General features: G+C 70.7%; 10 protein-coding genes. 4 read left to right on the plus strand and 6 right to left on the minus strand.

Annotated features, from left to right (window positions below; translation table 11 throughout):
* Positions 1 to 13: 13 nt before the first annotated feature.
* The 6 genes from NS283_RS01535 to NS283_RS01560 all read right to left on the minus strand — a co-directional run bounded on the left by NS283_RS01535 (position 14) and on the right by NS283_RS01560 (position 6,454).
* On the minus strand, positions 14 to 1,003 hold the full coding sequence (locus NS283_RS01535; protein ID WP_058595124.1) for an ABC transporter substrate-binding protein: 990 nt from the start codon (positions 1,001 to 1,003) through the stop codon (positions 14 to 16).
* Positions 1,004 to 1,047: 44 nt separating this feature from the next.
* Positions 1,048 to 2,130, minus strand: coding sequence for an ABC transporter permease (locus NS283_RS01540; RefSeq protein WP_058595125.1), 1,083 nt, complete (start codon positions 2,128 to 2,130; stop codon positions 1,048 to 1,050).
* Positions 2,127 to 2,906 (minus strand): ATP-binding cassette domain-containing protein, encoded by a 780-nt coding sequence (locus NS283_RS01545; protein ID WP_058595126.1) that lies wholly within the window; start codon positions 2,904 to 2,906, stop codon positions 2,127 to 2,129. Before NS283_RS01545 ends, NS283_RS01540 begins: the two co-directional genes overlap by 4 nt.
* Before the next feature lie 2 nt (positions 2,907 to 2,908).
* A complete protein-coding gene (locus NS283_RS01550) occupies positions 2,909 to 4,300 on the minus strand; it encodes an FGGY-family carbohydrate kinase (protein WP_081317194.1) in 1,392 nt (463 codons plus the stop codon).
* Positions 4,297 to 5,334 carry a hypothetical protein gene (locus NS283_RS01555; RefSeq protein WP_058595127.1) on the minus strand — a complete coding sequence of 346 codons (1,038 nt, stop codon included), beginning with the start codon at positions 5,332 to 5,334 and terminating at the stop codon, positions 4,297 to 4,299. The genes NS283_RS01550 and NS283_RS01555 overlap by 4 nt, the downstream gene beginning before the upstream one ends.
* Positions 5,335 to 5,482: 148 nt before the next feature.
* Entirely contained in the window at positions 5,483 to 6,454 is a 972-nt protein-coding gene (locus NS283_RS01560) for a DUF4432 family protein (RefSeq protein WP_193752609.1), read from the minus strand.
* Positions 6,455 to 6,602: 148 nt separating this feature from the next.
* Here NS283_RS01560 and NS283_RS01565 point away from each other — a divergent pair, with 148 nt between their 5' ends.
* The 4 genes from NS283_RS01565 to NS283_RS01580 all read left to right on the plus strand — a co-directional run bounded on the left by NS283_RS01565 (position 6,603) and on the right by NS283_RS01580 (position 11,058).
* Positions 6,603 to 7,442 (plus strand): class I fructose-bisphosphate aldolase, encoded by an 840-nt coding sequence (locus NS283_RS01565; protein WP_058595129.1) that lies wholly within the window; start codon positions 6,603 to 6,605, stop codon positions 7,440 to 7,442.
* A complete protein-coding gene (locus NS283_RS01570; protein WP_058595130.1) occupies positions 7,439 to 8,593 on the plus strand; it encodes a Gfo/Idh/MocA family protein in 1,155 nt (384 codons plus the stop codon). The genes NS283_RS01565 and NS283_RS01570 overlap by 4 nt, the downstream gene beginning before the upstream one ends.
* A 130-nt stretch (positions 8,594 to 8,723) precedes the next feature.
* Complete coding sequence (locus tag NS283_RS01575; RefSeq protein ID WP_058595131.1) at positions 8,724 to 9,719, plus strand: LacI family DNA-binding transcriptional regulator; 996 nt, start codon at positions 8,724 to 8,726, stop codon at positions 9,717 to 9,719.
* A gap of 181 nt (positions 9,720 to 9,900) precedes the next feature.
* A complete protein-coding gene (locus tag NS283_RS01580; protein ID WP_081317195.1) occupies positions 9,901 to 11,058 on the plus strand; it encodes an ROK family transcriptional regulator in 1,158 nt (385 codons plus the stop codon).
* Positions 11,059 to 11,113: the final 55 nt, after the last annotated feature.

The following is an 11,113-nucleotide window of genomic DNA, read 5'->3' on the forward strand; positions in this document are numbered from 1 at the left end:
CATCCGGGGTCGATCAGCAGGAGGACTTGTAGACCGCGTCCTTGCCGTCGCCGTTGATGTTGTCCTTCGTGAGGATGGTGAATCCGGTCTGGATCTTCTCCTCGGTGGGTTCGCCCTTGAGGGCGGCGATGGCCTGCTTGACGCCGTCGGAGCCGATGGTGGCGGGCTCCTGGGCGACGAGGGCTTGGACGGTGCCGGCTTCGAGGGCCTTGACCTGGGCGGGACCGGCGTCGAAACCGACGATGGTCACGGCGCCCTGCTTGCCGGCCTGCTGGACACCGGTGGCGGAACCCTCGGCGGCGAACAGGTTGGCGGCGAAGATGCCGACGATGTCGGGGTCCTTCTGCAGCGCGGCGGTGACGATCTCCGCAGCCGTGGAGGGTTCGTTGTGGGAGTACTGCACCCCCACCGAGGTGAACTTGGAGTCCTTCTTCACGGCGTCTTCGAAGCCCTGGGCGCGGGCGTCGGTGGTGGAGACACCGGGGTCGGTGGAGACGACGAGGACCTTGCCGCCGTTGGGGTTGGCCTTCTGGATCGCCTCGAACGCCGCGGCGCCGCCGCCTTCGTTGTCGCTGGAGATCTGCGACACCGCACCGGAGGGGTCTTCCAGGGTGGTGTCGACGAGGACGACCTTGATGCCGGCGGCCTCGGCCGCGGCGATCGGCGCCTGCATCGCCGACACGTCGGTGGGAGCGATCAGCAGCGCGTCGGGCTTGGACGCCACCACGGCGTCGACGATCGGCTTCTGCAGGGTCGGGTCGAACTTCTCCGGGCCCTGGGTGGTGACGGTGGCGCCTTCGGTCTTGGCTTCGGCTTCGATGCCGCACTGCATGGAGATGTAGAACTCATCCCCGGCAACGCCCTGCACGAACGCGATCTTGTAGCCGCCGTCGGAGCCGCCCGAGGCGGATCCCGACGAGGAGCCGCCGGAGCACCCGGCGAGGACGAGGGTGGCTGCGGCGCCGAGGGTGGCGACCGCGAGAACCTGCTTGTTCCACTGCATTGTGATTGACCGTTCTCTCTTGATGTGATTCCGGATGCCGGGACTCAGCCGCGGCGTCCTCCGCTGACGAACTTGCGCCAGAGGCTTTGGGTGTTGCCGCGGGTCGCGGCGGTACGGCGCACCTGGTCGACGTAGACGGCGGTGATCAGCACCGCGCCGACGGCGACCTGCTGCCAGAACGGCTGCACGCCGGTGATGACGAAGCCGTTCTGCAGAACGGCGGGGATGAACAGACCCACCACGGTGCCGAAGATCGTGCCGACCCCGCCGAACAGCGAGGTCCCGCCGATCACGACGGCCGCGATGACGTTCAGGTTGGTCTGCGACTGCCCCGCGATCGCGGTCGTCGAGAACTGCGACAGGGCCAGGATGCCGGCGAGTCCCGCGAGCGCCCCCGACAGGGTGTAGACCGAGATGAGGTGGCGGTCGACCTTCACGCCGACGCGACGGGCGGCCAGCTCGCTCGAGCCGACGGCGTAGGTGTACAGCCCGAAACGGGTGAAGTGGAGCACCACCGCGCCGATCACGACCACCACGAGGGCGATGACGCTGATGATCGGCAGCGACCCGAACACGTTCCCGTACCCGATCGACACCGTCAGCACCGTCGGGACGTCGCGGATGTCGACACCACCGGTGAGGATCTGCGCCAGACCCAGCGCCATGCCGAGCGAGCCGAGCGTGACGATGAGCGGCGGGATCTTGGCCTTGGCGATGAGGAACCCGTTGAGAAGGCCCCAGCAGACGCCGCTGAGGATCGAGACCAGGATGCCGATCGTCGCCACCCCCCATCCCTCCCCGCCGAGCGCCCGCATCGTCAGAGCCGAGACGACCCCCGAGAACACCAGCACCGAGCCGATGGAGAGGTCGATGCCCGAGGTGATGATGATGTACGTCATCCCCACGCCGAGGACCGCGAGAATCGAGGCGTTCTGGATGATGAGGCGGAAGTTCGACCACTGCGCGAACGAGTCCGGCGCCAGCGCGCTGAAGATCAGCACGATGACGATGAGGATCAGCAGGATCTGGAAGGCCTGCGCCTTCAACAGTCCCTTGAAGAAGTTGGGTTTGGTGTCCTCGAACGTGCCGATCGCGACGGTCTCGGTGGGAGGAGTCTTGACGCTCACTTCTGGTCGTCCTTCGTGACGGCGCCGGTCATGAGCCCGACGAGTTCTTCCATGGAGGTGTCTTTCGCGGAGATGTTCGCCACCCGCGTGCCCAGGCGCAGCACCTGGATGCGGTCGCAGACCTCCATCACGTGCGGCATCGAGTGCGAGATCAGCACCACCGCGATGCCCTTGTCCCGCACCCGGCGGATGGTCTCGAGCACGTTCTTCGTCTGACGCACCCCGAGCGCAGCGGTCGGCTCGTCCAGGAACACCATGCGCCCGGCCCAGTGCACGGCGCGCGCGATCGCGATCGCCTGCCGCTGTCCACCCGACATCTCCCCCACCGGGGAGGTAAGACTGCGGACCGTCGCGCCCAGCTCGTCGAACGCGGCGCGCGAGGCCTTCGCCATCTCCTTCGTCTTCATGAAACCGAGAGCACCGGCCAGGCCCGGACGGCGGATCTCCCGACCCAGGTACATGTTCTGCACCGGGTCGAGGTGGGGGGCGAGGGCGAGGTCCTGGTAGACGGTCTCGATCCCGAGAGAGGACGCCACCTGCGGGTTGGTCATCTCGATCGGCTTGCCGTCGAAGAGGATCTCGCCCTCGTCGACCGCGAGGTTGCCGGAGAGGGCCTTCACGAGGGTGGACTTCCCGGCGCCGTTGTCGCCGATCAACGCGGTGACCTCGCCCGGATAGACCTCGAAATCGACGTTGTTGAGGGCGCGGACGGATCCGAACTGGCGCGACAGGCCCCGGGCCTGCAGCACCGGGACGCTCGTGCTGACTGACGACATCGTCAGCTCCTTTCAGGAGTGAGGAGGGAGGAAGTGAGGAACGTCTCAGCGACGTCCTCGAAAGAAGCGGCGGACACGGCGAAAGCGGCGAACAGCGCCGCCCCGTAGGCGGTGCCCTCGTCGTGAGTCGAGACGGTGACCTCGGGCAGGAGCGCCGAGCGGGAACGGACGACGGATGCCATCGACGACCACCCGCCGGTCAGCACGGTCGAGGTCGGCGGCTCGACCTCGCGGTCCATCACCACCGTGTACTCGGCGAGCATGTCGTTGCCGTGGCGCAGGGCGGCGGCGAACAGCTCCGCGGGGCTGAGCCCGTCGCTCTGCGCGACGATTTTCAGCACGCCGTCGTCGTTGCGCGCACCCGAGACCGCGAGACCGGCGTCCGAGACCGTTCCGAGCGCGGGGAGCGCCATGGTCTCGTCGTCGATGCGCGCCCGGCCCACGGCATCCGTGATCCCGAGCAGCTGCAGGACGCGTCGCATCAGCAAGCCGGACTTCGTGCCCGCCAGGAGCACGTACTTGCCCGGGATGACGTGCCGCACGCAGTTGATGCCCGCGTGGGCGAGCCGCTCGCGCGCGGCGAAGGGAAGGGTGTCGTCGAGCACGCGCACGAGAGCCTCGGCGGTGCCCATCGAGTCGTAGAGCTGGCCCGTGTGGGTCGCGCCGACCGCGACGGCCGAGACGAGGTGGTCGTGACCGGCGATGGTGAGCGCCGCCCCGCGGAATCCGGCGGGCATCCCGGGGTCGCTCAGCGTGCCGACGGCCTCACCCGCGCTGACGAGCTCCCCGAGGATCGACGCGTCCACGCCGAGCACGTCGAGCGCCGCCTGCCAGGGGGTGCTGTCGTCCTGGTCGATGAGGCCCGTGCGCGAGACAAGCGAGTACTCCGCGACCCGCGGTCCGCCGAGCGCATGCACGACGTACTCGGGGACGTTGAGGAACGTGGTTCCGACGAGCGCGATTCCGCTGTCGCGCAGGTGGAGCAACTTGGCGATGGATGCCAGAGGTCCGACCGGCAGACCCGTGCGGCCCGGGAACTCCGCGCGGAAGGCGTCGGGGGTCGCCATGATCTGCGCGGCCCCCCGCGGGTCGAACCAGGCCATGATCGGCGCGAGCGCCGTGCCCTCGGCATCCAGGAGCACGCCGGCCTCGGCCATGCCCGAGACGCCGAGCGCGACGATGCGGTATCCCTCGTCGAGGCGGGCGTCGGCCTCGGCGGCGAGCTCGTGCACGACAGAGATCGCCTGCGCGGCGGTCATCTCGGCCCGGCCGTGGTCGAGGTTCGTCCACGGCGAGCGGCGGCTCACCACGAGCACCTGGTGCCCCTCGGGGGTGGCCACCAGCAGCTTGGTGCTGGTGGAGCCCATGTCGATTCCGACGACGTAGTCGCTCATCGCACGTCACCGCCGCGGAGCGAGCCGGGCCACCCGGCGCCGGGGGCGGCGACGAGGATCTCGGCGGCACCGGTCAGACGCCAGGCACCGAAGGCGTGGGGCACGGCGTAGACCTGGCCGCGCTCGACGTCGATCGACGCCGCGTCGGACACCAGCGCACCGGAGCCCTCGCGCACCAGCACCACAGCGAAGCCGGCCTCGCGAGCAGCGGTGTCTCCCGCGGCGTCGAACAGGCGGAAGTACGGATCGGCCACCGCGGGCAGCAGCGAGCGGAAGTCCGTCCCCGCCGGGGTCTCACCGACGGTGCTGATCAGGGCGTCGAGGGCCTCGGCATCCAGCTTCTCGGTCGACACCGACGGCATCACGGCGTCGAAGCCGAGATCGAGGTGCGACTCGTCTCGCGTCGACGTCGTGATCGACCACTCGAGCAGGATCGAGAAGTCGGTGGGCTCCTGCACCTCGGCGACGAAGATCCCGCCGTCGATCGCGTGCACGGTCCCCGCGGGCACGAGCACCCCCATGCCCGGCCGCACGACCACGCGGTTCATCCGCGACAGCATCCACTCGCTGTCCTGCGCGTCGCGGCGCCGGTCGAGCTCGTCGCGGTCGACGTCCTGGTTCCAGCCGACGTGCACGGCGCAGTCCTCTTCGGTCTCGAGCACGTACCAGGCCTCGGTCTTGCCGTACGGGCAGTCGAGGTGGGCGCTCGCGAATCCGCGGTCGGGGTGCACGTGCACGGGCAGGCGCTGACGCGCGTCGAGGAGCTTGACCAGGATGCCGAGGTCCGCGGCATCCCGTCCCGCGCGAGCCCCCACCCACGCGGCGCGATCCCCGGCCACGAGGTCGCGCAAGAAGTCACCGTCGTCCGTCACGGCGAGGCCGATCTCGTCGGAGCCGAAGCGCGAGACGGTCGAGCCGAGCCACTCCTCGGGCTGACGGTCGGTCTCGGGCACGATGCCGCGGAGCGCGGCGATGCGGTCGCCGCCGAGGTAGAAGTGCTGCACGGGGTTGGGGGGCAGCAGGACGGGCTTCATCGGGCGAACCCGATCGGCTCGGGGGCGGCCGCGGCGGTCGCTCGTTCGTGGTGCGTCATGGCTGTCCAGACATCGTTGTCTTGCTCGAAGGAGGTCTTCTCGCGACCTCGTGGGATTGAGCATGGGCGTCCGGGACAACGTTGTCAAGTCACAATTCGAGACTCATGACACCGATGTCGAGCCCGAGCTTCCACGACTGCCCCGCCGACAGCGCCCGCAACAGCCCACGCTCACGGGCGTCCTGGCGCCCGAGGATGGTCGCCGCCGTCGCCGGCTCGACGCCGAGCACGACACCGTCGCGCTGCGCGACGCGCCACTGGAACAAGCCCGGCAGCGCCGCGGTGTCGAAGGAGATCCGGATGCCGAGCTCCGACGGCGCGTGCACCTCGGCACTCACCCGCTTCCCGACCGGAAGCTCGTGCGCGAACACCTGCTCGGGGTACCTGTCGGCGGGCGCGGGGAATTGCGCCCAGGTCGCCAGGCCGGCCTCGGCGTCGGCGTCGCGCGGCACCACGCGCTCCGCCGGGGAATGCAGCACCGTCCCCTCCTGGATCAGCGGCCGCCCGAGGTTCACGTGGTAGAGCACCATGGGCTCGACGGCGCGCGCACCGCGGTTGACGATCTCGTCGCGCAGTTCGATGCGCGCCTCGCCCCGCGGCACGCGGATGCGCCGGTGCAGCTCGAGGTGCGCGCCGAGCACGGTCGCCTCGACGATCGTCGCCTCCACGACGACGGCGTCGTCGAGCACCTCCGCCCGGGTCACCGTCGCCGCGAGCGTCGTGTACCGCCCGTGCTGCGGATGCTCGCCCTCGTCGTCGAGCGAGGGCGGCCCGAACGACAGCAACCCGCACGTCGTGACGAGCCCTCCCCCGAACGTCGCGCCGAACGGGCCGCCGCTCGGGCGGGGCCAGCCCGTGGGCGAGACCCAGGCCAACGGCACCCCACGATGCCGCACCTGCCCGAGATCGAGGCCGCGGTCGGGAAGGAGCTCGATGTCGAGATCGCCCGCGATGACGCGGAGACGGCGGGTTCCGGCATCCGGTCCGTCGGTGCGGATCGACGCCTCGACGGCCGCTTCCGGCCACCCGAGTGCGGCGCGCCCCCGCGCCGTGGAGGTCATCCTGTCATTGCGCTCGTCCATGAGCTCCGCCTTCCTCGCCGTGTGCGGTCACACGGTAGCAGTCGTTGACAACGTTGTCTCGAGACCGCATACTGACCGACGAGCGCAGAGCCGCGCCCCGACACGACGCTTCGGAGACCCACACCCCATGTCGAAACCCCGCCTCAACCGCCTCTTCAACGCGCGCTCCGGCCGCGCGCTCGATGTCGCCGTCGACCACGGCGCCTTCCACGAGCATCACTTCCTCACCGGCATCGAGGACATGGCCAAGACCGTCGCGACCCTCGTCGACGCCGGGCCCGACGCCGTGCAGCTCACTCTCGGCCAGGCGCCGCTGCTGCAGTCCGTCCCCGGCAAGCAGAAGCCCGGCCTGGTGCTACGCACCGACATCGCCAACGTCTACGGCGACCCGCTCGAGTCTCCTCTGCACAGCGTCCTCGTTCCGGATGCCATCCAGGTCGCCGTCCGCTTGGACGCGGTAGCGGTCTGCGTGAACCTGCTCGATCTGCCCGGTGAGCCGCAGATCCGCGAGCAGTGCATCCGGTCGATCCTGGCCTTGCGCACCGACGCGGAGCGGTACGGGATGCCGCTGATGATCGAACCGCTGGTCATGCAGACCAAACCCGGCACCGGCGGATACGGCGTCGACGGCGACACCGCCAAGATCGTCACGCTCGTGCGACAGGCCCGCGAGCTCGGCGCCGACCTCATCAAGGCCGACCCGACCGACGACATCACCGACTACCACAAGGTCATCCAGGCGGCCGGGGACACCCCCGTGCTCGTGCGCGGCGGCGGACGCGTCGACGACCGCACGCTCCTCGAGCGCACGAAGGCCGTGCTCGAACAGGGCGCCCGCGGCATCGTCTACGGCCGCAACGTCATCCAGCACGACGACCCCGCCGGCATCACCGCGGCGCTCATGGCGGTCGTGCACGACGACGCCTCTGTCGACGAGGCCCTGACCCTGATCGGTGGTGCCGCATGACCGGCAAGAAGGTCGGAATCGGCATCATCGGCGGCGGCCTCATGGGCCGCGAGATCGCCGCGGCCCTGCGCCGCTGGCCCGCGCTGATCGACCACCCCGCCGAGCCCGAGCTCGTGGCCGTCTGCGACATCAACCCCGCCGCTCTCGAGTTCTTCGAGCGCATCGACACGGTGCAGCTGACCACGACCGACCACCACGAACTGCTCGCCGACCCCCGTGTCGACGTCGTCTACATCGCCGTGCGCCACGACCTGCACGAGCGCCTGTACGTCGACACCGTCCGCGCCGGCAAGGCCCTGCTCGCCGAGAAACCCTTCGGCATCGACCGCGCCGCCGCCGACGCGGTCGTCGCCGCCATCGACGAGACGCCCGAGTCGTTCGTCCGCGTCTCGAGCGAGATGCCGTTCTTCCCCGGCGCGCAGTGGGCCGTCGACTACGTGCGTTCGGGTGCCCTCGGCCGCATCGTCGAGGCGAAGTGCACCTTCCTCCACGCCAGCGACATCGACGTGAACAAGCCACTGAACTGGAAGCGGCAGAAGCAGTTCTGCGGTGAGGCCGGGGTGCTCAACGACCTCGGCATGCACACCTGGCACGTACCGCTGCGCCTGGGCTGGACGCCCGAGAAGGTCGTCGGCATCCTGCAGGACATCGTCACCGAGCGCCCTGGCCCCGACGGCACGCCGCAGCCGTGCGACACGTGGGACAACGCCGTGATCCACTCGTGGGCCCGGCACGACGGCGCCCCGTTCCCCCTCACGACCGAGACCAAGCGCATCGCGCCGGGGCAGAAGAACACGTGGGAGTTCGAGGCCATCGGTATGGACGGCGGCGTGCGGTTCAGCACCAAGAACCCCAAGCAGGTCGAGGTGTTCGCCTTCATCGACGTGCCGGGTGTGGGCCGTGAGCAGAGCTGGCAGAGCGTCGACGCGGGCAGCCAGTCGGTGTGGCCCACGGTGACAGGTCCGAACTTCGAGTCCGGATTCTCGGATGCCATCCTGCAGATGTGGGCGGCCTTCCTCGCCGAGTACGTGGGTGAGCTGGGCGACGGCTTCGGCTGCGTCCGCCCCGAGGAGGCGGCGCTCACCCACCGCTTGTTCGCCGCGGCCATCGCCTCGCACGAGACCGGGACGTTCGTCGCACCCGAGCACTGATCCACCCGCCCGGGCGCGCCGCCTACTCGCGGCGCGCCCGGGTTCCGCGCCCGGAGCGGCGAGCGCCGGATGCCGCCCCGCGGCTCCCTAAGCTCGGAGGACGCCGCCCGACGGCACCCCGAGGAGACGCATGCGCAAATCCGGCCGCCCCACGATGATCGACGTCGCCGCCGAGGCCGGCGTGAGCCTGAAGACGGTCTCGCGCGTGGTCAATGGCGAACCCCACGTCGACCCCGCGCTGACCGAGCGTGTGAACGCCGCCGTCACCCGCCTCGGCTACCACCGCAACGCCCTGGCCGCGAACCTGCGGTCGGGCAGCCGCGACACGATCGGCTTCATCGCCGCCGACCTGTCCAACACCTTCTACATGGCGGTCGCCGCCGCCGTGTCGTCGATCGCGGCACGTCAGCGCATGCACGTGGTCATGGCATCCAGCGAAGAAGACGCCGACATCGAACGCGCCCTCGCCCTCGACATGTGCCAGCGCCAGGTTGGCGGGCTGATCGTGGTGCCCACCGCCGCCGATCACTCCTACCTCGCGCGGGAGGTCGAGTTGGGCACCCCGGTGGTCTTCCTCGACCGCCCAGGTAGCGGCATCCCCGCGGACGCGATCCTGCTCGACAACCGCGGCGGGGCCCGGGCCGCCGTCGCGGAGCTGCTCGCCGAGGGGCATCGGCGCATCGCCGTGCTGCAGGACTCGCTCGGGATCTACACGATGGCCGAGCGCTGGGAGGGGGTGCACGACGCCTTCGCGGCCGCGGGTCATACGCCCGATCCCGCGCTCGTGGTCGAGAACCTGCACACGCCGACCGCCGCACGCGACGCGATGGAGCGCCTTCTCGCCGCCGACGACCCGCCCACCGCGGTGTTCTGCGCCAACAACCGCGCCACGATCGGTGCGCTGGAGTCGATCCTGCCGCGCGGAGCCGACGTCGCCATCGCGGGATTCGACGATTTCGAGCTCTCCCGGCTGCTGCCCCGACGCATCCGCATCGTCGACTACGACATCGCCGACCTCGGCACGCGTGCGGCGCAGACCCTGCTCTCCCGCGGGGCCGAACCGGCCACCGGGTCGCACACCCAGCTCGTGCCGACGCGCCTCGTCGACCGCGGCGGAGTGGGCTGATCCGACGCGCGGCGGGCCCGGCGGGCGGCCCGCGCACCTCCGCGTCCACGTCGTCGGCATAAACGCGATCCGCGCACAGAAACACGCTGTACTCGCGTTTCCGTGCGCGGATCGCGTTTATGGCCGCGAACGGAGGTTCCGGATGCCGACGCGTCGACGCGCCTCATGGCACAGTGGACGAATGGTCACCGCGAGCAGAGGCGACGGCATGCGCCGCGCCAATCTCGCGCTGGTGCTGCGCACCGTGCACCGCGAGGGTCCCCGCTCCCGCGCGGCGCTCACCGAGGCGACCGGCCTGAACCGCTCGACGATCGCCGACCTCGTCGGCGAGCTCGTGAGCGATGGTCTGGTCGTGGAGCGGGCGCCCGATCCGGTCGGCCGGGTCGGCCGCCCGTCGCCCACGGTGGCGCCCGATCCGCGTGTCGTCACGGTGGCGGTGAACCCCGAGGTCGACGCGCTCGACATCGGCGTCATCGCGCTCGACGGCACGCTGATCGCTCGCGAACGGCTCCCGCAGACGCGGCTGCTGACGCCGGAGCGCACCGCCGAACTCGTCGGCGAGCGCCTCGCCGCTTGGGCCGAAGGGCCCCTCCGCGGTCGCCGCACGGTCGGTGTGGGAGTCGCCGTCCCCGGCCCCGTGCGCGCCGCCGACGGCCTCGTGCGCACGGCCCCGCACCTGGAGTGGACGGATGCCGCGATCGGCGCGCTCATCGAACAGGCGACGGGATTGCCGGCCCGGGTGGGCAACGACGCCGCGCTCGGCGCTCTCGCCGAGTATCTCTTCGGCGCCGCACGCGGCGCGCACGACGTCGTCTACCTCAACGGCGGCGCCAGCGGCATCGGCGGTGCCGTGATCGTCGGCGGTATCCCGCTCGGCGGCGCAGGCGGGTACGCGGGCGAGTTCGGGCAGAACCGCCCCGGAATCGTGGATGCCGCCGACCGCCGGGCCGCCGACGGGGTGCTCGAGGACGAGGTGAGCCGCTCGCGGCTGCTCGCCGCTGTGGGGCTCGAAGGCGGTGACGACGCTGCCCTGTCCGACGCCCTGGCATCCGCATCCGACCCCGTTTCGGCCGCCGAAGTCGATCGGCAGCGGCGGATCCTCGCGACCGCTCTCGCCAACGCCGCCAACGTGCTGAACCCGGCGGTGATCGTGCTCGGCGGCTTCCTGGCTGTGCTCGCGGCACGCGATCTCGACGGGCTCGACGCGGCGGTGCGCGCGCAGACGGTGCCCGCGTGCGCCGAGGGTCTGCGCCTCGCGGTCGCTGAGCTGGGCGAGGACCGGTTGCTCGTGGGCGCGGCCGAGGCGGTGTTCGAGGCCGAGCTCTTCCCGGGGCGGTGAGCGCTCGCCTCGGGCGCCACCGCGTGGTGCCGGGAGGACCAGGGACGAGCGGAGG

The sequence above is a fragment of the Microbacterium testaceum genome (genome assembly GCF_001476285.1).
GTDB classification, from domain to species: Bacteria; Actinomycetota; Actinomycetes; order Actinomycetales; family Microbacteriaceae; genus Microbacterium; species Microbacterium testaceum_B.